We start from the raw sequence: 24,865 nt of genomic DNA on the forward strand, positions 1-24,865 counted from the left end.
ATAGTGAAAAATAGACTAGATAGTTTCAAGTGTTGAGCGCCTTAATTATCTTACGGGATATTATAACTAATGAAAAAAATTATTAATGATTAGTATTAGGAGGAAAAAAACATGAAAGAAAGTATTCACAATTATTTTGATTTAGGATTGATTCAATGGATGAGCTATCCTCCACAAAGATATGAGTTGCTTGATACTTTAACGAAGGTTTCTAGAGATCCATTTTTTAATGCAATTGAAATGACACAAGTAAAAGAGGATGATGAAAGAGAAAAAGCGCGCGATATATTAGCGCAAAGTCATATGCGTGTTTGTTATGGTGCGCAACCTCGTTTGCTTGGACCAGGGTTAAATCCAAATGCATTAAAAGAAGAAGACCGTATTTTAGCAGAAAAAACATTGATTGAAGCAATTGATGAAGCTGAATATTTAGGAGCAAAAGGAATTGCCTTTTTGGCTGGTGCTTGGGAAGAAGCAACGAAAGAAGAAGCGTATCAACAATTGTTAAAAACAACTCGTAATATCTGTAGCTATGCAGCTAAAAAAGATATGATGATTGAACTAGAAGTGTTTGACTATGATATGGACAAACGTGCGTTAATCGGACCAGCTCCATTAGCAGCAAGATTTGCAAGTGATGTTCGCTTAACTCATGCTAATTTTGGCTTGATTGTAGATTTATCACATTTTCCAACAACATATGAAACAAGTAAATTCGTTATTCAATGTACAAAACCATATATTACTCACTTGCATATTGGAAATGCTGTAGTTGAAGAAGGGTGCGATTGTTATGGTGATTTACATCCACGTTTTGGCTATCCAAACAGTGCAAATGATACAGCCGAATTATTAGACTTTTTCCAAGTGTTGAAAAATGAAAATCTTTTGGATGCTAACAATCCAATGGTCTTATCTTTTGAAGTATTACCTAGACCTCATGAAGATGGCGACATTATTGTTGCAAATACAAAACGTGTCATCGAACGTGCATGGGCACAATTATAATCAAGGAAGGATTGAGAAGATGAAAATAGTAGTATTAGATGGTTATACTGAAAATCCAGGCGATTTAAGTTGGGATGCCCTAGAAAGTTTAGGCGATTTAACAGTTTATGATCGCACACCAAAAGAAGAAATTTTAGAACGAATCGGTGATGCTGAAGTTGTATTAGTCAATAAAGTACAATTACCGAAAGAAATATTAGCAAAAGCACCAAATTTGAAATACGTAGGTGTTCTAGCGACTGGCTTCAATGTAGTAGATACAGAAGCTGCTAAAGACTTAGGAATCATAGTAACAAATATTCCAACCTACGGAACGGATACAGTTGCTCAATATGCCATTGCGTTATTATTAGAATTATGCCATCAAGCAGGTGCGCATTCAGATTCAGTAAAACGAGGAGAATGGACTAACAACGTAGATTGGTGTTATTGGAATTCACCACAAATGGAATTAGCCAACAAAACATTAGGAATTATTGGTTTTGGTCGTATTGGTCAACAAGTTGGTCAAATCGCTCAAGCCTTCGGTATGAAAGTAATTGCTAATGATAGAGGCTCTGATGCAGATATCGTTGCTGGAGCACGCATGGTACCATTGGAAGAAGTGATTGAAACAGCAGATGTTATTTCATTGCATTGTCCACTTTTCCCTGAAACAGAAGGGTTAATTAATAAAACGACAATTGACAAAATGAAAGATGGTGTATTAATCATTAACAATTCACGTGGTCCACTAATCAATGAAGCGGATTTAAGAGATGCGTTGAATGCTGGTAAAGTTGGGGGAGCGGCAGTTGATGTTGTTTCAACAGAACCGATTAATGCAGATAATCCATTGTTAGAAGCCAAAAATATTATTATTACCCCGCATATTGCATGGGCATCAAAAGAAGCTCGTTCTCGTTTAATGGATATCGCGGTGGCAAATGTGGCAGAATTCCAAAAAGGAACGCCACAAAACGTAGTAAATCCTTAAATGAAATGAGGACAGATCATGAATATATTGATTGCAATGGATTCGTTCAAAGGGAGTGTAACTTCTTTAGAAGCAGGTCAAGCTGTCAAAAAGGGGATTTTAGATGCACACTTAGACGCGGAAATAACCATTGTTCCAGTAGCTGATGGTGGAGAAGGAACAGTAGAAGCATTTATGTATCAAACAAAAGGAGCCATCAAGACTTCTACTGTGACAGGTCCTCTAGGAGCAAAAGTTCAAGCAGCTTATGGAATCAATGAAAAGAAAGCGTATCTTGAGGTTGCAGAAACTTCTGGCATAACTTTAGTTCCAAAAGAAGAGCTTGACCCATGGAAGGCAACGACATTTGGGCTTGGAGAATTAATCAAGCAATTAGTTACTGAAGGATATAGAGAGTTTGTTGTTGGATTAGGCGGTAGTGCGACCAATGATGCTGGAGTTGGGATGCTACAAGCTTTAGGGTATCAATTTAAAAATGAAAAAGGTGAGGTTATTAAACAAAATCTTTGTGAATTAAACCACATATCAGATGTGGATGATTCGAACGTTTTGCCTCAACTAAAAGAATGTAAATTTACAATTGCAAGTGATGTTATAAATCCTTTATGTGGATCACAAGGAGCAACAGCTATTTTCGGTCCGCAAAAAGGTGTCAAAGCGGTTGAAGTTGAAAAAATCGATCACTTATTAGAACAATTTGCCAAAATAAGTACCAAATATCTTGGGAATGATTTATCAAATCAAGCTGGAGCAGGTGCTGCTGGGGGCCTTGGATTCGCATTCTTGGCGTATTTAACTAGTGAGACCAAACCTGGATTTGAGTTATTAGCAAATGAGAAAAAGCTTGCTGAAAAAATTGCAACAGCAGATTTGTTGATTACAGGAGAAGGCCGCTTAGATGCTCAGTCAGTTATGGGGAAAGTTCCTTCTGCTTTAGCAAAAATTACTAAAAAATATGAAAAAACGTTAATTGCGATTGCAGGTAGTGTTTCTGATGATGTAGGACAATGTAATGATCATGGAATCGATGCATTTTTCCCGATTATTCGTCAAATAGCATCTGAAGAAAAAACGCTAAACAAGGCGACAACAACTGAAAGTATTCGTCAAACTGCAGAACAATTATTTAGATTTTATAAAAAGATCAATTGATACTCAATAGAAAGGAAAATATTTATGTCTAAATCAAAAATCGAAGAAAGATTATTTAAAATTGATGACTTAGCTTGCTTTGATCCAGAAGAAGGGAAAAAGACTTTCTTTTATGAAACTGAAAAAACAGCGGGTGCTTTATGGTGCTTAGAACCAGGACAATCAGTTTTTGACCATTCTCATACTACGTCAGATGATTTATGGATATGTGTTCAGGGAAAAGGAACGTTCCATCCAGGTCATGGTGAAACAATTGAAATTGAAAAAGGAGACATGATTATTTCTCGTCCAGGTGAGCAACATGGAATGACTAATACTGGAAACGAACGTTTTGTCTTTGTTGGTGTTGCAGGTCCTCACCCAATGGATCTTATTGTCCATTAATAAACAGTTAGTTAGACCATTTGTTTTGAAAAATAACAGTATTTTAACTAGTGCTTGTCTGAAAACAATTGAGTGATTTGGATTTTTGATAGAATAATATAAATCAAAAGGTGTACTTCACTTTTGTTCATATTCTATTTGATGACGGACTCAGAAAACTGTAAAAATAGTTGCAGCTATCGTTTTCAGACACGTCTTAGATAAATTAGTTAACAAATTGAGAATAAAATCCTTTTTATTGAAAATAAGTGTAAAAATTTAATACTAAGCTACAGGAATCTATTGCTCAATTAACCATTAGTAAAGTAGAACAATCCAAAAAAAAAAGTTGAGATTTGATTCATTTTACCAAAGAAAAGAAAACGCTTTCTGATTTTTTTATAAATAGACAGAATAATCAAAAAATTTAAGTTAAATATTTTGCGTATACTTAATTAACGGAATTAATTCGCCAGAAAAAGAGACAAAATAATGCTAAATTAGTAGTTTATACCTAGTTTTTCAAATTTTTATTATCAAAAAAAGTAAGCAATCATTTAGTGCTTATCGGCACTTATTTTTCATTGTTCAAACAGAACAAAAAACATTTATTTTTTTATCATCAATGAACAATGATTAGAAATATAAAACCGCTTACAATATAGAAAAAGGAGCTAGAAAATGAATGATTTAATTACACAAGTTGATGAAAATATTAAATGGCTTGCCAATATTGGAGCTGACCCTACAGGTGGAACAAGCCGATTATTATATGATGAAAATTGGTTGATTGCACAAAATGGTTTGAAAGAAAAATTTGAGCAAATTGGTTTAACTACTTCATTTGATTCTGTAGGGAATTTATTTGGTCGTGTCGAAGGATTAAAATACCCTACTGAGACAATTATGTCAGGATCTCATGTTGATACAGTTGTAAATGGTGGAAGTTTAGATGGTCAATTTGGAATCATTGCAGCTTACTTAGCAATTAAGTATTTGTTAGAAACATACGGAAAACCTTTACGTAGTTTAGAAGTTGTATCGATGGCTGAAGAAGAAGGCAGCCGCTTTCCATATGCCTTTTGGGGTAGTAAAAACATATGGTCATTAGCTCAAAAAGAAGAAGTAGTTGATGCAACCGATGCTAATGGAATTCGTTTTGTTGATGCCATGAAGCAGTGTGGTTTTGATTTTAGAGATTCTGATGAAATCCGAAAAGATATTAAAGCTTTTGTGGAGCTTCATATTGAACAAGGAAATGTTTTAGAAACAATTGGTAAACCTGTTGGAGTTGTTCACAGTATTGTAGGTCAAAAAAGATACACGATAACCTTAACTGGTGAAGCAAACCATGCTGGAACGACACCGATGCCTTATCGAAAAGATGCGATATACGGTTATAGTAAGATGGTTAGTCAATCTATTGATAAAGCGAAAGAAGTTGGTGATCCACTAGTCTTAACGTTTGGTCATATTGACGTGGTTCCGAACACTGTAAATGTTGTTCCAGGAAAAGTTTCATTTACTATGGACTGCCGTCATACAGAGGACGAGGTATTACAAGATTTTACAAAAATAATCGAAGAAGATATGAAAGCAATAGCTGGCGAACTTGGCTTAGAAATTGATATTGATTTATGGATGGAAGAAAAACCAGTTCCAATGGATAAAAAAATAGTCGGAATTCTTGAAATTGCATGTAAAGATAATGATTTGGATTATAACTTGATGCACAGCGGAGCAGGACATGACTCACAGATTTTTGCACAATTTGTTCCAACTGCAATGTTGTTTGTGCCTAGTATCGCTGGAATTAGCCATAATCCGGCAGAAGCAACAGAACTATTAGATTTAGTTGAAGGAGTCAAAAGTTTGATTGCTTCGCTGTATAAACTAGCTTATGAAGAATAGTTGAATCAATCATCTTATAAAAAGGAGAAAAGCAATAAATTTATTATAGTTTTATAGCAATTATATAGTGATGTTGAAATTAGAAAAAACAATTTTTGATTCAACGGAACAAGGAGGAAGGTATAGTGAGTAACGAAGATTATCAAATTACATCAGAAGAGATTGATAAGTTTAAAAAACGTGGTTACAAGGAAGATATGTTACCGAAAAGTTCCGACAAAAGGAATATGGGGATCAAAAACTATTTTACACTTTGGATGGGGTCAGTTCATAATATTCCGAACTATACTGCTGTGGGTGGCTTTCTGTTTTTAGGTTTATCACCTATTAATGTGATGTTGGCATTATTGATTAGCTCGCTTTTTGTTGCTGCGTTTATGACAATGAATGGTCGTGCTGGATCTAAGTATGGGATTCCATTTGCGATTCATTTACGATCGGTATACGGAAATATTGGTGCTAAATTACCAGGATTCCTTCGTGGTTGTGTAGCAGCAATTGCTTGGTTCGGTTTGCAAAATTATACTGGATCATTGGCATTGTTAGTGTTAATTGGAAAAATTTGGCCCGGCTTTTTAACTATTGGAGGTTCGGCAAGTTTCTTTGGTATCGGTATTCCAGGACTAATTGCTTTTACGCTATTTTGGGCGATTAATGTTTTAATTGGAATTGGTGGTGGCGATATTTTAAATAAGTTTACTGCAATTTTAAGTCCACTTATTTATATTGTATTTGGTGGAATGGCGATTTGGGCTTTAAAAGTAGCTGGTGGTCTTGGTCCAATTCTTGCGTTTGATACTTCTGGTGCCACACAAGGGATTAACCCGATATTTGCTTATTTTATGATTATTAACTCAGTGTTAGCTGTTTGGGCTGCACCAGGTTCAAGTGTTTCTGACTTTACTCAAAATGCAAAATCTACTAGAGATCAAACGATTGGTCAAACAGCTAGTTTATTAGTTGCTTATGTGATTTTTGCTTTCTCAAGTGTTGCGATTTTAATCGGTGGATCAATTCATTATGGAATCCAAGAATGGAACATCTTGAATATTGTGGATCGTTGGGATAACTTCCCAGCAATAGTAATTGCAATGGTCGTATTCTTATTAACAACTATTTCTACAAATGCAACAGGTAATATTATTCCAGCTGCCTATCAATTATGTGCCTTATTCCCTAAACATATGACATACAAAAAAGGGGTAATGGCTGCTGGTATTATTAGTTTCCTGATTATGCCATGGAAATTGATGGAAAATGCAGACAGTATTTTCATTTTCTTAAATTCAATTGGTGCAGTATTAGGTCCGGTTGCTGGGGTTATGATTGCACATTACTTCTTTATTCAAAAACAAAAAATTAATTTAGATAAACTATATTTGGACCCTAAAGCAGATAACACCAAAAATTGTTATCGTGGTCTAAATAAGCAAGCCTATATTGCAACAATCATTGCTTTGATTTTCTCATTGAGTGGTCAGTTTATTCCTGCACTTAAAGTTGTTGCTGATGTATCATGGTTAGTTGGTTTCTCTTGTTCATTTATTATTTATTTGGCATTAAGAAAATTAGGCTCTAAGGAATCAACCGAAGAGGCTTTTGATTAAATTTTATATATAGAAAGGGAGAATTAGGATATGAGTTATGATTTAGTTATCAAGAATGGTCTAGTTATTTTAGAAGATGGAGAGGTAAAAACAGATGTAGCTGTCAAAGATGGTGTGATTGCTGCGATTGGAAGTGAGTTAGAAGGAACTAAAGTTATTGATGCAACAGGCTTGATTGTAAGTCCAGGAATGTTAGATGCTCATGTGCATATCACTGATCCTGGTGGCGGCTATCGTGATGAGTGGGAAGGTTATGTAACTGGAACTGCAGCTTGTGCTAAAGGTGGCGTAACGTCATTTATGGAAATGCCTTTAAACCAAGTTCCTGCAACAGTTGATGGTGCATCTTTACAAGTTAAATATGATGCCGGTAAAGGAAAATTGAAATCTGATGTTGCTTCATTTGGTGGTTTAGTACCATTTAACTTAGAGGGTGGAATTCAAGAATTAGATGCTGGTGGTGTTGCTGGTTATAAATGTTTCATGGCAACTTGTGGAGATAGAAGCATTGATGGAGACTTCATGAATGTTGATGACTATTCATTATATGAAGGAATGAAGCAAGTAGCAAAAACTGGTAAAGTATTAGCGATTCATGCAGAAAATGCTGCAATTACTGATAGATTAGGCGAATTAGCTTATGAGAATGGCGAAACTACGTTAAAAGCTTATGTAGAAAGCCGTCCAGTATTTACAGAAGTTGAACCTATCCGTCGTGCTATTTTATTAGCAAAAGAAACAGGTTGTCGTATTCATATTTGTCACGTTGCTTGTCCTGAAGGTGTTGATGAAGTTACCAGAGCTCGTGCTGAAGGTGTTGATGTGACATGCGAAACTTGTACACACTATCTATACTTCCATACGGACGAATTAGATGCAATTGGACCAGTAGTTAAATGTTCACCTCCAATTCGCGATTTAGAAAATAGAAATGGTATGTGGGAAAAATTATTGGCTGGCGAAATTTCTTTTGTTACCTCTGACCATTCACCATGTACGCCTGATTTGAAAGATAAAGAAAATGCATTTGAAGCTTGGGGAGGAATTCCGGGAATTCAAAACAATGTGGATGTGATGTATGATGAAGCAGTTCAAAAACGTGGCATGTCATTGAAACAATTTGCTAAAGTAATTGCTTCTAACCCAGCTGATCGTTATAGCCTAGATACTAAAGGTCGTATTACAATCGGTAAAGATGCTGACTTTGTTTTAATTAAACCAAATGCACCATATACTCTAAAAGCTGAAGATTTAGAATACCGCAATAAAATCAGTCCTTACATTGGTCGTGAAATTGGAGCTCAAGTCGTTGAAACAATTTTACGTGGTGAAAGTATTTACAGTCAAAAAGACGGAGTAACAAAAGAATTCCCAGGTGAATTTCTTAAAAAATAAATAACGATACTAATTATTAGATAATTAAACTAAAAAGTGTGCGTAAAAGTAAAAAAGAAATGTGTTTATTAAAGCTAGATAAACAGTTTTTGAATAATTAACAAGAATTCAGCGTTGGGAGACAAGTGCTAGAAGAATATGTCTTCTAACTTGTTGGATTCAACAACTCTAGATTAAATGATTTTGTTAGAACCTCTTAAGAAATAAACAGAAATTCACAAAAATTGGAAATTGAATTTTTGTGGATTTCAGTTTGTTTTCAAAAAGTTGGTCTTTTACTTGTGGTCAAATTTAATTTATAGTAATAATTTATTTCAGGGAGGACGTAAAAATGGAAGAATTGAATGAAACAAAACGAGCTCCCTACTGGAAGCAAATCATATTTATATTAACTGCAGGATGGATCGTTATTTGGATTTATCGTACAGTGTTAACACCGATTTATCCAATTATCAGTGATTATTTTGGCGGAGCAACAGATGCGCAATTAGGGAATATTTCGAGTTTTTATTTTTTAGGTTATGTTTGTATGCAAATACCATCGGGGTTATTAGTAGATCGGTTTGGTAAGAAAAAAATCATGATTCCAGGATTTTTATTATTTGGTCTTGGAACGATTTTGGTCGGAGCAGCATCAAGTTTGACTACTGTATTTATTGGTAGTGTATTTGCTGGACTAGGTTGTGGTACTTACTATGGGGTAGCTTATTCTTTAACTACAGAATATGTACCAGAAAAGAAAAAAAGTTTAGCGACAGCTATTGTAAATAGTGGGACAGCAGTGGGGAGCGGCTTAGGATTAGTTTCATCCAGCTTTTTAGTCGGAGAAGGTGTGATTCCTTGGCAATACTTGATTTTTGCTACAGTAGCTTTAATTTTAGTCATGGTGCTTATTTTTGCTAAATTTATTCGTCCAGAAAAAAATGAAGTTAAAGGAAAAACAGAAGTAGAAGTCGAAGTTCAGAAATCGAAAAGTTCAGTTAAGGACTTATTTAAACTGCCGATGATTGCAGCGTATATTTTATATTTTTCAACGCTTTACACATATTATTTAATTGATACTTGGTTACCGAACTTTTTAGAAACGGAACGTGGTTTTGAAGGAACTGCGATAGGTGTTGCCTCGTCGTTAGTATTTTTCACAGCAATACCAGGTGCATTGATTTTTAGCCGTCTTGCAGATAAAATTCCTAAAAAGAAAACAACCATTATAATTGTTTTAGAGATATTAGCTGCTTTGATGCTATTCTTTACTATTACAACCAAAAATCAAGCGTTCTTAGTTATTGGAATTATGGCGTATGGTTTTTTTGGAAAACTTGCTGTAGAACCAATTATCATTTCTTGGTTAGGTCAATTTGCACCGAAGAAAAGTATTGCAACTACATATGGTGTGTTTAATTTCTTTGGGATGTCGGCTTCAGTGATTGTTCCTTCTGTCACTGGTATTATCTCTGACGCAACAGGGACAAAAGTTTATGCATTTTATTTAGCAATCGGAATTATTTTAGTTGGTACAACTGTCTTCTATTTGATTAATAAGTGGTGTGAAAATAAATCGAATAAAAATGCAAGTTCTTCTTTAAGTTAAAAATTAAAATAATTTTTTTGATTTTTCACTATGGATTGAAAGATAAATGAGCCGGAATTTACTGAGTTTGATCTTGGAACTCTAGTAGATTTCAGCTTTTTTATTATCGATATTTTTGTTAGTTATTTCTAAAAACTTCATCTAGTTTCGGAAACTAGATTGAATGATTGTGATAAATGTGATATGCTGTTTTGAGGAAAGTGGGGGATTATATCGTGAACGAAATGGAAAATGCACTTCGTCAATGGGGGCAAGAGTTAGAGGACGTTCGTTTACCGCGTTGGCATGAATTACCTGAAATAGATTTGTATATGGATCAGGTAATTACGCTAGTGGAACGTTATTTGTCACCTATAATTGTAAAAGAAAAGCATACTTTATTGACATCATCGATGGTTAATAATTATGTAAAACTTGAATTAATTCCTGGTCCGAAAAAAAAACGCTATAACCAGAAACATTTAGCTTTTTTAATTGCTATAACTTTATTGAAACAAATATTGACCATTCCAGAAATTAAACAAGGGATTTTATTTCAAGGGAAAGTAATTGGGATACGTGAAGCCTATAACTTATTTTGTGAAGAACAAGAGGCTGCTTTAAGATTCGTTGTTGCTCAAGCTTTAGGAGAAGGTAGCTATTCAACCTTCAATAAACCAATTCCGTTAGAATATATGGCAGTCAAGTCTGCCACTCTTTCACTTGCAACCAAACTTTTTAGCGAGAAAATGATTGAATTAGAAAAAAAATTTTTAGAAGAAAATGGAGATAACAATGAATAAAGAAAAAATAGCCTTAATAGTAGATTCTGGAACAGATGTACCTCAAAGTGTTGTTGATCAATATGGAATCTACATGCTCCCTTTGCAAATTATATATAAAGATCGGGTATATACTGATAACGTTGATATTACACCAGAGCAAGTTTATGAACGTTTAGAGCAAGAAATACCAAGTACTTCGCTACCAGATGGTGAAGCAGTTACGAAAATCTTTGAAAAAATTCAATCTGATGGCTTTGAAAAAGTTTTGGCTGTAACCATTTCAAGTGGATTAAGCGGTACGTATAACATTGTAAGGTTGATTTCAGAAAATTTCACTGGTTTAGAAACCTATGTTTTAGATACTAAAAATATCGGGATCGGCAGTGGGTTACAAGCAGTTAGAGCCGCAGAATTGATTGCGGCGGAAACGCAATGGGAAGACTTAAAAACGATTTTAAGTGATGGAGTGGCTAAATCAACCGTATTTTTCAATGTAGCAACACTTGAATATTTACAAAAAGGTGGCAGAATAGGATTGGTTGCTTCTATTCTAGGGAATGCGCTAAAACTGAATCCGATTATTTCTTGTAACAAAGAAGGCATCTATTATACAGTTGCAAAATCAAGAGGTAGAAAGAAAAGTTTAGAAAAAACAATTGAATTAGTGAAAAAATTTGTTGGGGATCATAAAAAAATCGTTCTTGGGGTGGCCCAAGGGAAAGCAGAAGAAGAGGCGAAGGAATTCTATGATAAATTAAAAGAAGCCTTTCCGCAAGCTGAAAAAATCTATTTTGGTACGATTAGTCCCGCTTTAGTTGTTCATACAGGGCCTGGTTTGTTAGGTGTTGGCGTTCAAATTCTTGATTAATTTTTCACATTTTGGCAATTATAAAACAACTTTAAAAAATAATATAACTAAAGTTAGAGAAAAATATTGAGATAAATTTACTCTTAATAAAAAAATAACAACATAGCTTCAATAACAATAAGCGATAATTCATAATAATTTGAAAAGTACTAATTAGCAATCAGTTAACAGCGAATGAAGCTCTTTAGTGTTCTAAATTATTCCTGAGTTATCGTTTATTTTTGATTTTGTAATATTTCTGACTACACTCTGAATTTGTTACTTTTTTATAGGTAAACTAACCTAGGTTGAGCCTATTTGATACTTAAAACTTGATAAATTCTTAAGAGAATTTCTTTGAAAGATGAAAGACGGACTAAAATAAGTTATAATATAGTAAACTAATTAAAAACAATGATTAGATGAAAGAAAAAGAGGGGTCTCTTGTATGAAGAAAATTTTAGTCGTAGACGATGAAAAACCAATTTCAGATATAGTGAAATATAATTTGACCAAAGAAGGTTATGAAGTTTTTACTGCTTATGATGGTGAGGAAGCAGTAGAAAAAGTTACTGAAGTAGAACCAGACTTAATTTTATTAGATTTAATGTTACCAAAAATGGATGGGTTAGAAGTGGCAAGAATCGTTCGAAAAACCCATGATATGCCGATTATTATGGTCACTGCTAAAGATTCTGAAATCGATAAAGTTCTAGGTCTTGAATTGGGTGCGGATGACTATGTAACAAAACCATTTTCTAATCGTGAATTAGTTGCTCGAGTAAAAGCGAACTTAAGACGGGGAGCAGCAAGTGCAAAAGAATCTGATTCTACAGCACAGTCAGAGTTAACAATTGGTGATTTGACTATTCATCCAGATGCTTATATGGTGTCAAAACGCGGACAAAAAATAGAACTGACTCATCGTGAATTTGAATTGCTTTACTATTTAGCTAAACATATTGGTCAAGTGATGACGAGGGAGCATTTATTACAAACTGTTTGGGGCTATGACTATTTTGGTGATGTGCGAACAGTGGATGTGACCGTTCGTCGTTTAAGAGAAAAAATCGAAGATAGCCCAAGTCACCCAACTTATTTAGTTACACGTCGCGGTGTGGGGTACTATTTGAGAAATCCTGAACAGGAGTAGTTAGTATGAAGAAAAAAGTTCACTTTTTTCAATCTGTAAATTTTAAAATAGCCTTGTCTTTTATTTTGCTGCTACTTATTGCGATTCAAATAATTGGAGGCTATTTTATTCGTGAGTTGGAATCTACTACGATTAGGGAATATGAAAGTAATGTAGATCAACAAGTATCTCAATTAGCCGGAATTGCTAGTGGTATTTTGAGTCAAAATGATACAGATTTAGATCATAACGAGATTGATAATTTATTGAAAAAAAGATTAACTGAATCATTGACTTCAGATACGATTGAGTCTCGTATTGTAGATGATAAAGGAATTATTCGTGCAACGAGCGATATTAATCAACAAGGTAATGTTGGAAAAAAGAATGACTATAGTGACCTAAATGATTTTAATAGTAAAAAATATTCTGCTTTGGATAACGATAAACGTGTGTATATCAATGTTGAGCCTTTAAAATCCCCGACAAGTGATACAGTGATCGGGGTTCTTTATGTTAAAAGCAATATTGAAAATAAGTACAATGAAATCCGTGATACATCGCGAATCTTTTTCACCGCTTCCTTGATAGCGGGTGCGATTTCGATTATCGTGACTCTTTTGATTGCGCGTTCAATCACACAACCTATTGGTGAAATGAGAGAGCAAGCGTTGAGAATTGCACGAGGGGATTACACTGGCAAAGTTAAAGTGCATGGGAAAGATGAATTAGGTCAATTAGCTGAAACATTCAATCAGCTTTCTGAAAGAATTGAAGAAGCGCAAGAAACGATGGAGGCCGAACGGAATCGGTTAGATAGTGTACTAACACATATGACAGATGGAGTTATCGCTTCTGATCGTCGAGGAAAAGTAATCACAATCAACGAGATGGCTCTTTCGTTATTGAATATTAAAGAGGATGAAGAAGTGATCGGTTCTTCTATATTGAAATTGCTTGATATTGAAGAAGAATATACCCTTAGAAAATTACTTGAAGAACCAGATGAACTATTGATTGATCGTTCTTCTTCGTCAAATGAAGAAGGGCAAATGATTTTACGTGTTGATTTTGCGATGATTCGTCGTGAATCTGGTTTTATTACCGGTTTAGTTTGTGTGCTTCATGATGTTACAGAGCAAGAAAAAAATGAACGAGAACGCCGAGAATTTGTTTCCAATGTTTCGCATGAATTAAGAACGCCATTAACGAGTATGAGAAGCTATATTGAAGCGTTAAGTGAGGGTGCTTGGCAAAATCCTGAGATAGCCCCTAATTTCTTGAATGTAACATTAGAAGAAACAGATCGAATGATTCGAATGATTAATGATTTACTGAACCTTTCTAGAATGGATGCTGGAAATAATCAGTTGCAGTTAGAATATGTAAATTTTAATGAATTAATCAATTTTGTTCTTGATCGTTTCGACATGATTATCGATAGCAATACTAAACGCTACACGATACGGAGAGAATTTACTAAACGTGATCTTTGGGTAGAATTAGATCCGGATAAAATGGTTCAAGTTTTAGACAATATTTTAAATAATGCCATTAAATATTCTCCTGATGGAGGCGAGATTGTTTGTCGCTTATTAGAAACACATAATAGTGTCGTGTTTAGCATTTCAGATCAAGGGCTTGGGATTCCAAAAAAAGATTTAGGCAAAGTTTTTGAACGTTTTTACCGTGTCGATAAGGCTAGAGCAAGAGCGCAAGGAGGAACAGGTTTAGGATTGGCTATTTCAAGAGAAGTAATCAAAGCCCATAATGGGTCGATTTGGGTAGAAAGTCAAGAAGGCAAAGGTTCTACTTTTTATATCTCCTTACCTTATGAACCATATGAGGAGGACTGGTGGGAATGAATATTTTAGAAAAAATAATTCGCGTAGGTCTGTTCTTTTTAGTTTTACTTAGCTTATTTTTATCACTTAATATTTGGATTAGTTCTTCTAGAAAAGAAACAGCAGAAACGAAAGATGCGCCAGTTGCTACTCCAGTTAATGAACGAACTAGTAAAGATGTGTTTATGCCTTTACGATTAATTAAAAAGCAAGAGAACAAAATGGAATTATCCAATAGTGAAAACTTAATCGCTAACGTCCAAAGTGAAATTGAAAAGGGAACATTTGAAACGGTTTCTCAGGTGGTTAAAGAAAATGCGGAAGAATTTCAGCAATATCAAGAAATAGAAAATGGTTTCGAATTGCTTTATGAAGGTAAATTTTTATTATCTGAATATATAGATGTATTTAAATTATCTTTTGCAGAGATGGATTCAATTGAAAACGATATTTATTTTACGAAAATACAAGTTGATTTAAATAAGGAAGTTATTCGTTTTTTTGATTATGATCATTTGAATGTTTATGAAGCACGTTGTACCGTAAATGGAAGTAATCTTAGTAAAATACTGAATAAAGAAGGAATTCAATATAAAATAGTTACTTCTGAAAAAGATTTAGCCAATAAACAATATTATTTGACGGATGAAAGGAAACTCAAACAATATAGTTATATTATTGAATCTCAATCAGTTACTCGTTTTAGAAATGCCTTTTTCAATGATCCAGAAAATGTTCAGACGAATGAAAATAATCAAGATTTAACATATACAAGTGGCAATGAACGGCTTAGTGTTTTTGATGATACGCAATCGCGTTTAATCAAATTTGAAGGAAAAGTCCAACCTAAAAAAAATCAAAATATTTATTCTGAAACATTTCCTTATATCAAAAAATTAGGAAAGAACATGGGGAATATTCGTTATTTTGATCGAACTGATGATCAGATTACGTATCGTACCTTTGTTGAAGGGTTTCCTGTGTTCAGTGAGAAAAATAAAGGGCAAGTTCAAATGACGATTAGTGATGATTATTTAGATGAAAAAACAATTCAGATTGCTACGAGCATGGATACGATACAAATTCCGATTCCATCGGATGAAGAGGTTACGTTAGGTAGTACCGAGCAAGTGCTGAATGAACTATTGGCTGCTGGTGCTGACACTGAAAAAATTCAATCACTAATTATTGGCTATACTTGGCAATCGATTGATTCAACGAAATCAGTTGTAGATCTTACGCCAGAATGGTATGTTTGCTATGATGGTAAATGGTATTCTGAAAAAGATTTACTTATTTCATTTGCTGATTCGGAGGTGGGATAAGTGGATTTTAAACGAATAGAATGGATTTTCTTTATCGCATTTTTAGGATTAAATATTTTTTTATATGGAATTTACAGAGAAGGGGTAAAAGAGGAAAATAGTGTCTCCTTTCCTCAACAAACTGAAAAAATAGAGAGTCGTTTAGCTAAAGATCAAATTAAATATGATAAATCATTACCTACTGAAAAATTCGAAGGCTACTATTTAAGTGCAGAACAAACCAATTTTTATGAACTGATTCAGGAGCAACAATTAAGTAATAAGTTCAATTTGTCTCATGTAGGAACTGAATATACAGAGACGAACATAGAAAGCTACCCTCAGGTTAGTTACTATATCAATGAAAAGAAAATTCCAGAGACATTATCGTCTTTTCTTGATGATGAAAATACCGTGTTATTTGGAAAAGAGTATCATTATTTGAGTGATTTTTCTACTTTGGATACAGATGCCCCAGAAATTGTAGCATCTCAAAGTTATAAGAATATTCCTTTTAAAGATGATACAAGTCAGTTGGCACTTAAACTGGAAAAATCAGATGAAAAAAACACTGAATGGGAAAAAATAGTAAGATATACACAAACCCATATTCAAGGAATTGAAGAGCTAAGAGATAAAATGGAACTTTATACCGGAAGAGATGCTATCGAAACTTTATATATTAATAATAAAATCCCAGCTAAATCTGAAATTAGTTTTATAAAACTAGCCTATGCTCGTATTTATAAGATTCGTGAAAAAAACGTTTACGTTCCTGTTTGGTTTGTTGGGATCAAAACAAATGATGGAATTTCTCAAATAGAACAAGTAAATGCAATGAACAATACGATTATTTCATCGAATACAGTTCCTAAGGTAGAAAATTAAATAGAATCGTTGTATAATAATTAGCTGTAATGGAATTGAAGGGAAGAGAGTGAAATGAGTCAAGAAAACGCCTTTAATGTTAGTATTCTTGCCAGTGGTAGTACTGGAAATTCCCTTTTTATCGAGTCGAAAAACAAAAAAATACTTGTTGATGCTGGATTAAGTGGAAAAAAAATTACGTCATTATTAGCTGAGATTGATCGGAAACCAGATGATTTAGATGCTATTTTAGTCACTCATGAACATCGAGATCATATTCACGGAGTTGGCGTGTTAGCTAGAAAATATAAAATTGATGTTTTTGCTAACCAAAAAACCTGGGAGGCAATGGATCCTATGATTGGGAATGTTGCTGTAGAACAAAAACATATTTTTGAAATGGGAAAAGTCCTGACTTTCGGTGATATGGATGTAGAAAGTTTTGGCGTCTCCCATGATGCAAGTGCACCTCAATTTTACCGATTTTATAAGGATAATCATTCTTTTGTGATGTTGACGGATACTGGTTACTGTAGCGATCACGTCCGCGGTATTATTAAAGATGCAGATGCCTATTTAATTGAAAGTAACCACGAATTGGAAATTTTGCGTATGGGTCCATATCCGTGGAGTTTGAAACAACGGATTTTAGGTGACAAAGGGCATCTTTCCAATGATGATGGGGCATTGACAATGGCAGATGTAATTGGAGATAAGACGAAACGAATTTATTTGGGCCATTTAAGTAAAGAGAATAATACAAAAGAGCATGCGCGAATGGCGATGGAGTCTATATTGACTGAAAAAGGATTAGGAGTTAATTTCGATTTTAATGTCTACGATACAGATCCGGATTCTGCATCTGAACTTTTTGCCATTTAATTAGTATCAATGTTAGTGCAGTTTATTCTTTTTAGAGCTAAAGAGAGTTAGACAGAAATATTGAGTTTCAAGAGCTAAGCAGATTCGGTGTGATCCATCATCGAATCACTTCGTTCTTTAGGTTTATCTAATAAGTGCCAAATCACTAAAATGATAAAAAACACAAAAGGTTTCCATTCAGTATTGAGGGATTATCACTCGGTGTTTTTGTAAATTTTTGTGATTTGGTATTTATTTTATTTATAATACTTTCTTATTTTAGATTAAAATTGCTTGTTTTTTTGAAAACAAAGCAGTATAGTTAACTAAGTTTTTTAAGAAAGTGTTTTTGTTTTGGATAGGTACATAGAAGTAAAAGAATGTAGTAGGAGGTTTCATATGTTTCATTTTTTACCGAATTCTTTTTTGCAAATGAGTATGATTTTTTTATCAATCGTGATAGAAGCACTGCCATTTGTATTATTTGGTTGTATTATTTCTGGTGCGCTGCAAGTTTTTTTGACACCAGAACGAGTAAAAAAAATATTGCCAAAAAATAAATTTTTATCGATTTGTGTAGGAAGTGTTTTAGGGTTCTTTTTTCCTTCTTGCGAGTGTGGAATTGTTCCAATCGTTCATCAGTTTGTGAAAAAAGATGTTCCTGAGTATACAGCATTTGCGTTTATGTTAACCGCTCCAGTTATTAATCCGATTGTCATGTTTTCAACTTACATAGCATTTAGTAATTCGATTAAATTTGTTGCTTGGCGAGTGTTAGGAAGCCTTTTGATTGCATTTTTCGTGGGAATTTGGTTAGCCTATATCAATAAGCAACCTATTTTGAAAAATGAAGCATTCGTTGAGAGTTGTGCGGATACAAAAAGGGAAGAAGCTGTACAACCAAAAACAAATCGTTCAGTTTGGAAAAGTAGTTTTCAAGTTTTATCACATAGTTTAGATGAATTTTTTGATACAGGACGTTATTTGATTTTCGGTTCACTACTTGCGGCACTTATGCAGACTTATTTACCAACAGGAGCTATTTTACAATTAGGTCATACTAAAATTTTGGCAGTGATAGTTCTGTTGCTTTTAGCCGCTATTCTATCTTTATGTTCTGAAGCAGATGCCTTTATTGGTTCTTCTTTACTAAGCTTATTTGGGCCGGGTCCAGTGATCGGTTTTTTAGTTTTCGGTCCAGTCGTTGATATTAAAAACTTATTGATGATGAAACGCTATTTTAAATCATCATTTATGCTAAAATTTGTTTCTATTATAACTGTTGTTGTAACGGTTTATGCATTATTTATTTAGAGGAGGGATTAAATGATTCGATTTTTAATATTAGTTGGCTATTCGACTTTGATGATGTATTTACAAGTATCTGGAAAGTTAAATCAATATATTAATGTCCATTATCGTTATTTAGCGATTTTATCGATGATTCTCTCGTTGATTTTGGCACTGGTTCAGTTAATTTTGTGGAATAAAGAAGGATTGAGTAAAGAAGAATCTATGCATGAGCATCATGACCATTGTTCAAGTGAAGCGCATCATGAGCACCATCATGGCTTGGAAACGAAAGTCCAAAAAGGAATTGCTTATTTTTTGTTAATGTTGCCATTAATCGTTGGATTCTTATTTCCGACAGTCAGTTTGGATACAACGATTGTAGAAGCAAAAGGATTTACTTTTCCGCTTAGTAAAGAGTCGGTTGGTGATCCCGAATTTGAAACGCAATATCTAAAGCCTGATACAAGTATTTATTTTGAAAAGACTGATTATGACAAACAAATGAAAGAAATTTTGACTCAATACGTAAATAACGATACATTAAACGTAACTGATCAAAATTATTTAGAAATTATGGAACTGATTTACAATTATCCCAGTGAATTTGTTGGCAAAAAGATTTCTTATAAAGGCTTTGTTTTTAAGTCGCCTGAAAAAGATAAAACCGATTATTTTGTTTTTCGATTTGGAATCATTCATTGTATAGCTGACTCTGGAGTATTTGGTTTACTTACTCATTTACCATCAGATGCGGATCTTGAAAATAATGATTGGATTGAGTTGACTGGTGTAATTCGTTCAGAATATTACTTACCATTTAAACGGGAAATTCCAGTTGTTGATGTTACTCAATTCAAAAAAATTGAAGAACCAAAAAATCAATATGTTTATCGTGCCTTTTAAAAGTAAAGCTCCAGTATAAAAATGGAGATAATCGATTCTCTAATTCTTAGGTTCTTCATAAATTATAGCAATAAGAAGCAATTTCAGAAAATGATAAAAGACTCTATAGGTTGTTGGAGAGGTTGGGACAAAAGTGGTTAGCTCCGAGAAATAAGAAGGAATTTTCGAAAATTACTCTTCAAATTCTTGGTAAATTTCGGCTTATTTCTGAAGGAGCTGCTTTTGTACCACCGTTTGTTCGGGTTTATAAGATAGAACAAAAGTGTTCTTTGCTTTTGTCTCACCCACTTTAAAATTTAAGTAATCAGATAGGTACCAGGCAAAATCTGTTGTTTACATTCATTTAGTTTTACAACAAGTATCTACCCAAATTCTGTCATTATCTATAAACAAAAATAATAAAAAAAGGAATTTTCCATAGAAGTGTTTATTTTTACTTTTTCTAGAAAATTCCTTTTTTATTATTTTTTGCTCTTTCTTAGCAAGATAATTGTCTCTCTTTTTTCTTTGAAATTTCGGATGTTGTGATTAAATAATTCTGATAGAACAAGACCTAGTGCAATTGCTCCTGCAATCATGATTGCTTGGACAGCAGAGTAAGCTGCAATGTCGTAATTTCCGATTGCTAAATTCCGAACAGCTTGATAAGCTAGACCGCCAGGCACTAAAGGGACCATTCCGGGGATATTAAAAATAGTCACAGGTAATTTTAAATTTTTTGAAAATAGATAACTGACAGTCGCGACTCCCATTGCACCAAGCAGTGATCCTAAAACATTGGTTCCACCAATCAGCAAAGTTATCCAATACAATAACCAACCTGTTGCGCCAGATAAGCCACAAAAAAATAGCGAACGTCTAGGGACGTTTGTGATAATTGCATACGCCGCAGAGGCTAAAAAACTAAATGAAAATTGAAGTAAAATAGATAGCATAATTAGACCTCCTAATAGAATAATTGAAAAACAAAGGCGATAGCAAAGCCAATCATCGCAGAGGTCATCATGGCTTCCGTTCCTCTGGAAACACCTGATAAGTAATGACCTGCAAGTAAATCTCGAAACGCATTTGTCATTTGAACTCCTGGAACTAACGGCATTACACAACCGATAATAATCATGTCTTGATTGATTCCTAGATGAAACTGCACACTTAAAATGGCAGTAAAACCAATAAATAAAGCAGCTAAAAATTCTGAAAGGAATTTGATTCGAAAAATTTTCAAACTAAAATAATATAGAAAATAGCCTAAACCACCAATGAGACAGGTCAAAAATAAATCTTGCCATGCTCCGCCAAACAAAATCATAATCGTACCACTTACTACCGAGGCTGCAACAATTCGTAACCATAACGGGAAAAATTTTGCTTCTTTTTCAATTCTCTTTAATTGAGTTAATAATTCTGAAAGGTCGAATTGGCCAGCGACATAAGCTCTGGATAAGTGATTAATTGTTGAAACTTTCTCTAAATCAATTGAGCGATTTAAGATTTGGACCATACGGATAGTGGAAGTTCCATCGATTCCCACGAAAAGGCCTGTTTGCGTAACGTAACTGACTAATTGGAAATCCCCAGCAGCAATTGCGATTCGCCGCATTGTATCTTCGACTCGATACATTTCAGCATCACTTTCCATCATAATTTTCCCTGCTAACAAGCAAGTTTCCATAACTTTTTCTATTTTATCAGAGCTCATGTTGTTCACTCATTTCGTTTTTCTTTAAGTTTACTATAGATGGTTGAAAAGCAACATAGAATAAAAGCGGTAAAAGCGATTTAATTTTGGTTTAAGTTTCACTTGATATGCTCTTTTTATAATAAATGAAAGAATTGAGGGAATCTTATGCCGATTTTAAATACAATAGATGTTGAACAACAATCAAGATATGATGCGTTTATTCGCCATGCGAAGTATTCATCAATAACACAAGAAACAAAATGGGGTCAGGTGAAAAATAATTGGGAACCTGTCTATGTTTATATAGAGGAAGAGGGACAAATTATTGCAGCGATGTCAATTTTGATTATCCATAATAGAGAAGAATCTGCTTTTGCTTATGTTACCAAAGGACCTGTTTTAAATGAAATTAAACCAGATTTTATCCAAAAATTAGTTGCTGAAGCAGAGGAAGAATTATTTAAACGGGATGTTTTTCTTTTAAGAATGGATCCTGAGATTCCGTATTGTGAAGAAGTTGATTTAGCTTTACGGGAAAATGGGTTTATTGTTCGAAATAGAGAATTAAGTGGTTCTGAGACGATTCAACCTCGTTTCAATATGTTGGTTGATTTAAGAGGGAAAACCGAAGAGGAAGTCTTAGCTGAACGATATTCAAAAACAAGATATCGTATTCGTTATGCGTTGAAAAAAGGGTTAGTTGCCAAAGTGACTAATGATAGAAAAGAAATCGAAACATTTTATCAATTATATAAAATGACAAGCGAACGTCATGGGATTTCTTATCGTCCGAAAGCTTATTTTGATCGTTTAGCTGATTCTTTTTTAGCTAGTGATCAAATGAAAATTATTATTGTTTCGATAGATGGGAAGCCTGATGCTGCTGGTTTATGTTTTCTCTCAGGAGATAAAGTCTGGTATATGTATGCAGGAAGTACGCACCAAAATCAAGTTTTAATGGCGCCTTATTTAGTTAATTGGGAAGGAATTAAGTGGGCGATCGAAAAAGGATGTAGTTATTATGATTTAGGAGGAGTATTTTCGTTAGATAATAGTGATGGGTTATTTCAGTTTAAACATGGGATGATTCGTCCGAATATACCGATTGAATATATTGGTGAGATTGATAAAGTTTATAATCAAGAAAAATATGAGCTTTTTCTGCAACCCTCACTTCCTAAAAAAGAAAAACAGGTAGTTGAGTCGAAATAATATTAATGCTGACTGTGTCAATTTTTCATTTTCTGTTTGTGATTTTTAGCGTATAATAGTGGAAAAAAGAAAAGGTAGGCAATTAAATAGAATGATATTAATCGGTTCTTTTGTGAATGGGCTAGCAATTATCCTTGGAAGTTTATTAGGAGCTATTTTTAGAAATATATCTGAACAAATGAAAGATACCGTAGTAAAGGGAATTGGCTTGGGTGTATTGGTTTTAGGTGTACAAATGGCATTTAAAACAAATTCATTTATTATTGTCTTGATTAGTTTGTGTGTCGGTGCGATGATTGGTGAATTTTTAGGTATTGAAGACAAGATGAACCAATTCGGGCTAAAGCTAGAAAAGAAATAAGCTAAACCTGGTAGTAATTTTGCCGAAGGATTTGTTACGGCGACATTGATTTTTTTGATTGGTTCAATGGGTATTATCGGTGCGATTGAAAGTGGTGTTGCAAATAATCATCAAACTTTGTATACAAAAGCAGTGATGGATGGGTTTATGTCGATTGTGCTCACAGCTACTTTAGGTGTAGGCGTATTATTTTCAGCAATTCCAGTTTTTCTTTATCAAGGGTTAATCGCTGTTTTAGCAAGTGTCATCATGCGTTATATTCCTAAAGATTTATTGGATATATTAATGAACGAAATCAGCGCTATTGGTGGTTTGATGATTTTAGCAATTGCTTTGAATGTAATGAAAATAACTAAAATTAGAGTTTCTAACTATTTACCTGGCATCATTATAATTATCGTGATTTTAGTGGTACAATTTTACTTTGTTTAAAGTTAAAGGAATAACTGAAAAAAAGACTGTAAACTGCAAAAAAATTTGTTTTTGCGTTTTACAGTCTTATTTGTATTAACATACTAGTTTATGATATAAAAATACAGGGTTATTCATAATATGTTAATTTTTATACATTTTTTAAATAGAGAGAGAATAGCATTCTACTGACATTTAATCATTTATTTCGAGTTTTTATGTATAAAAATACTTTGTTTCACTTATTTTTTATATAAATAATCATTGACTTGTATAAAATACAGTTGTATACTATGAAAAAAGATACAAAAAATAATCATTATTTGGCTGGAGGGAAAGTATGAAAGTATCAATAATTGGTGTAACAGGTTATAGCGGATTGGAATTGTTACGATATCTTCGAACACATCCCTTGGTAGAAATAGTTTCTATTCATAGCCATTCAATGAATAAAAAATCAATTGACCAAGTAGAACCTCATTTAAAACAGTTAATAAACTTACCGCTTGAAGAAATCAATGCAGAAAAAATAATGACAAAAAGTGACCTTGTTTTTTTTGCAACTCCTTCAGGAATATCAAAAGAATTAGCACTTCCTTTTGTCGAAGCTGATTTTCCGGTAATTGACCTTTCGGGTGATTTTCGCTTAAAAGAAGATGGAGCCTATGAGAAATGGTACGGAAAAACAGCGCCACCAAAGGAGATCGTCGCAGCATTCGATTATGGGTTAAGCGAATTTAGAGCAGAACCAACCGCTCGTTTTATTGCGAATCCTGGATGTTATGCGACGGCAACTGAGCTATCATTAGCTCCACTTCTAAGTAAACAAAAAATTGCTCTGGATTCTATTATTGTAGATGCGAAATCAGGGCTTTCAGGTGCAGGAAAAGGACTTTCTGAAAGTACTCATTTTACAAATGCTCATGATAATATGAGTTTGTATAAGATGAATAGTCATCAACATATCCCAGAAATTGTGCAACAGTTAAAAAAATGGCAGTCAGATTTAGAAGCCATTCAATTTTCGACTTCCCTAATTCCAGTAACAAGAGGAATTTTTGTGACAACCTACGCAAAACTAAAACAGTCGCAAAGCGATGAAGAATTAGTTGCATTATATAAAAATTTTTACGAAGGAAAACCATTTATTCGAATACAGGAAGTAAATCAATTTCCTTCGATTAAGCAAGTTTTTGGTTCAAATAATTGCGATATAGGGCTAGCATATAATGAAAAAACAAACATTGTAACGGTCGTAACTGTAATTGACAATTTAGGTAAAGGAGCTGCTGGACAAGCAGTTCAAAATTTAAATATATTAGCAGGATATCCAGAAACAGCTGGCTTAGATCTTTTACCGATGTATCCTTAAAAGGAGAAAC

At 33.8% G+C, this 24,865-nt stretch carries 21 protein-coding genes and 1 pseudogene; 20 read left to right on the forward strand and 2 right to left on the reverse strand.

All coding sequences use genetic code 11. The features are described from left to right. Window positions 1-111: 111 nt before the first annotated feature. From ACYSNW_RS05165 to ACYSNW_RS05245, 17 genes are all read left to right on the forward strand, one after another. On the forward strand, window positions 112-1,008 hold the full coding sequence (locus ACYSNW_RS05165) for a TIM barrel protein (protein WP_461743397.1): 897 nt from the start codon (window positions 112-114) through the stop codon (window positions 1,006-1,008). A gap of 19 nt (window positions 1,009-1,027) precedes the next feature. After that, on the forward strand, window positions 1,028-1,984 hold the full coding sequence (locus tag ACYSNW_RS05170) for a D-2-hydroxyacid dehydrogenase (protein ID WP_461743398.1): 957 nt from the start codon (window positions 1,028-1,030) through the stop codon (window positions 1,982-1,984). 18 nt (window positions 1,985-2,002) lie between these two features. Beyond that, window positions 2,003-3,136, forward strand: coding sequence for a glycerate kinase family protein (locus ACYSNW_RS05175; protein WP_461743399.1), 1,134 nt, complete (start codon window positions 2,003-2,005; stop codon window positions 3,134-3,136). 24 nt (window positions 3,137-3,160) lie between these two features. Further along, a complete protein-coding gene (locus ACYSNW_RS05180) occupies window positions 3,161-3,520 on the forward strand; it encodes a cupin domain-containing protein (RefSeq protein WP_461743400.1) in 360 nt (119 codons plus the stop codon). Window positions 3,521-4,180: 660 nt separating this feature from the next. Further along, a complete protein-coding gene (gene allC / locus ACYSNW_RS05185; RefSeq protein ID WP_461743401.1) occupies window positions 4,181-5,410 on the forward strand; it encodes an allantoate deiminase in 1,230 nt (409 codons plus the stop codon). A 125-nt stretch (window positions 5,411-5,535) separates the two neighbouring features. Further along, window positions 5,536-7,017: an allantoin permease gene (gene allW / locus ACYSNW_RS05190; RefSeq protein ID WP_461743402.1), complete on the forward strand. Its 1,482-nt coding sequence runs from the start codon at window positions 5,536-5,538 to the stop codon at window positions 7,015-7,017. A 30-nt stretch (window positions 7,018-7,047) separates the two neighbouring features. Then, entirely contained in the window at window positions 7,048-8,412 is a 1,365-nt protein-coding gene (gene allB / locus ACYSNW_RS05195; protein ID WP_461743403.1) for an allantoinase AllB, read from the forward strand. 331 nt (window positions 8,413-8,743) lie between these two features. Further along, entirely contained in the window at window positions 8,744-10,003 is a 1,260-nt protein-coding gene (locus ACYSNW_RS05200) for an MFS transporter (protein WP_461743404.1), read from the forward strand. Between the two features lie 224 nt (window positions 10,004-10,227). Beyond that, entirely contained in the window at window positions 10,228-10,785 is a 558-nt protein-coding gene (locus ACYSNW_RS05205) for a DUF1836 domain-containing protein (RefSeq protein WP_461743441.1), read from the forward strand. Next, window positions 10,778-11,635 carry a DegV family protein gene (locus ACYSNW_RS05210; RefSeq protein WP_461743405.1) on the forward strand — a complete coding sequence of 286 codons (858 nt, stop codon included), beginning with the start codon at window positions 10,778-10,780 and terminating at the stop codon, window positions 11,633-11,635. The genes ACYSNW_RS05205 and ACYSNW_RS05210 overlap by 8 nt, the downstream gene beginning before the upstream one ends. Before the next feature lie 427 nt (window positions 11,636-12,062). Next, a complete protein-coding gene (gene yycF / locus ACYSNW_RS05215) occupies window positions 12,063-12,767 on the forward strand; it encodes a response regulator YycF (RefSeq protein ID WP_461743406.1) in 705 nt (234 codons plus the stop codon). A 5-nt stretch (window positions 12,768-12,772) separates the two neighbouring features. Continuing rightward, window positions 12,773-14,611, forward strand: coding sequence for a cell wall metabolism sensor histidine kinase WalK (gene walK / locus ACYSNW_RS05220; protein WP_461743408.1), 1,839 nt, complete (start codon window positions 12,773-12,775; stop codon window positions 14,609-14,611). Beyond that, entirely contained in the window at window positions 14,608-15,915 is a 1,308-nt protein-coding gene (locus ACYSNW_RS05225) for a YycH family regulatory protein (RefSeq protein WP_461743409.1), read from the forward strand. The genes walK and ACYSNW_RS05225 overlap by 4 nt, the downstream gene beginning before the upstream one ends. Next, window positions 15,916-16,782: a two-component system regulatory protein YycI gene (locus ACYSNW_RS05230; protein WP_461743410.1), complete on the forward strand. Its 867-nt coding sequence runs from the start codon at window positions 15,916-15,918 to the stop codon at window positions 16,780-16,782. Window positions 16,783-16,836: 54 nt separating this feature from the next. Beyond that, on the forward strand, window positions 16,837-17,643 hold the full coding sequence (locus ACYSNW_RS05235; protein WP_461743411.1) for an MBL fold metallo-hydrolase: 807 nt from the start codon (window positions 16,837-16,839) through the stop codon (window positions 17,641-17,643). Window positions 17,644-18,021: 378 nt separating this feature from the next. Further along, window positions 18,022-18,936, forward strand: coding sequence for a permease (locus ACYSNW_RS05240; protein WP_461743412.1), 915 nt, complete (start codon window positions 18,022-18,024; stop codon window positions 18,934-18,936). Between the two features lie 12 nt (window positions 18,937-18,948). Then, window positions 18,949-19,818 carry a TIGR03943 family putative permease subunit gene (locus tag ACYSNW_RS05245; protein ID WP_461743413.1) on the forward strand — a complete coding sequence of 290 codons (870 nt, stop codon included), beginning with the start codon at window positions 18,949-18,951 and terminating at the stop codon, window positions 19,816-19,818. A 461-nt stretch (window positions 19,819-20,279) separates the two neighbouring features. On the opposite strand, the gene ACYSNW_RS05250 is transcribed toward ACYSNW_RS05245, so the two are convergent. Then, window positions 20,280-20,753 (reverse strand): threonine/serine exporter family protein, encoded by a 474-nt coding sequence (locus ACYSNW_RS05250; RefSeq protein WP_461743414.1) that lies wholly within the window; start codon window positions 20,751-20,753, stop codon window positions 20,280-20,282. A gap of 11 nt (window positions 20,754-20,764) precedes the next feature. Continuing rightward, entirely contained in the window at window positions 20,765-21,517 is a 753-nt protein-coding gene (locus ACYSNW_RS05255) for a threonine/serine exporter family protein (RefSeq protein ID WP_461743415.1), read from the reverse strand. A 147-nt stretch (window positions 21,518-21,664) separates the two neighbouring features. Here ACYSNW_RS05255 and ACYSNW_RS05260 point away from each other — a divergent pair, with 147 nt between their 5' ends. From ACYSNW_RS05260 to argC, 3 genes and pseudogenes are all read left to right on the forward strand, one after another. Then, window positions 21,665-22,711 (forward strand): lipid II:glycine glycyltransferase FemX, encoded by a 1,047-nt coding sequence (locus ACYSNW_RS05260; RefSeq protein ID WP_461743416.1) that lies wholly within the window; start codon window positions 21,665-21,667, stop codon window positions 22,709-22,711. Window positions 22,712-22,802: 91 nt separating this feature from the next. After that, window positions 22,803-23,504, forward strand: a pseudogene (locus ACYSNW_RS05265) (DUF554 domain-containing protein). A gap of 319 nt (window positions 23,505-23,823) precedes the next feature. Further along, window positions 23,824-24,855 (forward strand): N-acetyl-gamma-glutamyl-phosphate reductase, encoded by a 1,032-nt coding sequence (gene argC / locus ACYSNW_RS05270; RefSeq protein WP_461743417.1) that lies wholly within the window; start codon window positions 23,824-23,826, stop codon window positions 24,853-24,855. The last annotated feature ends 10 nt before the right edge of the window (window positions 24,856-24,865 follow it).

The organism is Enterococcus sp. LJL99, from assembly GCF_054871725.1.

What these genes read in the sequence shown, in the direction of transcription:
- walK (WP_461743408.1), top strand. Translation starts at nt 12,773, where the DNA reads ATGAAGAAAAAAGTTCACTTTTTTCAATCTGTAAATTTTAAAATAGCC.
- ACYSNW_RS05250 (WP_461743414.1), bottom strand. Translation starts at nt 20,753, where the DNA reads ATGCTATCTATTTTACTTCAATTTTCATTTAGTTTTTTAGCCTCTGCG.
- ACYSNW_RS05260 (WP_461743416.1), top strand. Translation starts at nt 21,665, where the DNA reads ATGCCGATTTTAAATACAATAGATGTTGAACAACAATCAAGATATGAT.
- yycF (WP_461743406.1), top strand. Translation starts at nt 12,063, where the DNA reads ATGAAGAAAATTTTAGTCGTAGACGATGAAAAACCAATTTCAGATATA.
- allB (WP_461743403.1), top strand. Translation starts at nt 7,048, where the DNA reads ATGAGTTATGATTTAGTTATCAAGAATGGTCTAGTTATTTTAGAAGAT.
- ACYSNW_RS05180 (WP_461743400.1), top strand. Translation starts at nt 3,161, where the DNA reads ATGTCTAAATCAAAAATCGAAGAAAGATTATTTAAAATTGATGACTTA.
- ACYSNW_RS05175 (WP_461743399.1), top strand. Translation starts at nt 2,003, where the DNA reads ATGAATATATTGATTGCAATGGATTCGTTCAAAGGGAGTGTAACTTCT.
- ACYSNW_RS05245 (WP_461743413.1), top strand. Translation starts at nt 18,949, where the DNA reads ATGATTCGATTTTTAATATTAGTTGGCTATTCGACTTTGATGATGTAT.
- ACYSNW_RS05225 (WP_461743409.1), top strand. Translation starts at nt 14,608, where the DNA reads ATGAATATTTTAGAAAAAATAATTCGCGTAGGTCTGTTCTTTTTAGTT.
- ACYSNW_RS05240 (WP_461743412.1), top strand. Translation starts at nt 18,022, where the DNA reads ATGTTTCATTTTTTACCGAATTCTTTTTTGCAAATGAGTATGATTTTT.
- ACYSNW_RS05170 (WP_461743398.1), top strand. Translation starts at nt 1,028, where the DNA reads ATGAAAATAGTAGTATTAGATGGTTATACTGAAAATCCAGGCGATTTA.
- ACYSNW_RS05165 (WP_461743397.1), top strand. Translation starts at nt 112, where the DNA reads ATGAAAGAAAGTATTCACAATTATTTTGATTTAGGATTGATTCAATGG.
- argC (WP_461743417.1), top strand. Translation starts at nt 23,824, where the DNA reads ATGAAAGTATCAATAATTGGTGTAACAGGTTATAGCGGATTGGAATTG.
- ACYSNW_RS05205 (WP_461743441.1), top strand. Translation starts at nt 10,228, where the DNA reads ATGGAAAATGCACTTCGTCAATGGGGGCAAGAGTTAGAGGACGTTCGT.
- ACYSNW_RS05255 (WP_461743415.1), bottom strand. Translation starts at nt 21,517, where the DNA reads ATGAGCTCTGATAAAATAGAAAAAGTTATGGAAACTTGCTTGTTAGCA.
- allC (WP_461743401.1), top strand. Translation starts at nt 4,181, where the DNA reads ATGAATGATTTAATTACACAAGTTGATGAAAATATTAAATGGCTTGCC.
- ACYSNW_RS05200 (WP_461743404.1), top strand. Translation starts at nt 8,744, where the DNA reads ATGGAAGAATTGAATGAAACAAAACGAGCTCCCTACTGGAAGCAAATC.
- ACYSNW_RS05210 (WP_461743405.1), top strand. Translation starts at nt 10,778, where the DNA reads ATGAATAAAGAAAAAATAGCCTTAATAGTAGATTCTGGAACAGATGTA.
- ACYSNW_RS05235 (WP_461743411.1), top strand. Translation starts at nt 16,837, where the DNA reads ATGAGTCAAGAAAACGCCTTTAATGTTAGTATTCTTGCCAGTGGTAGT.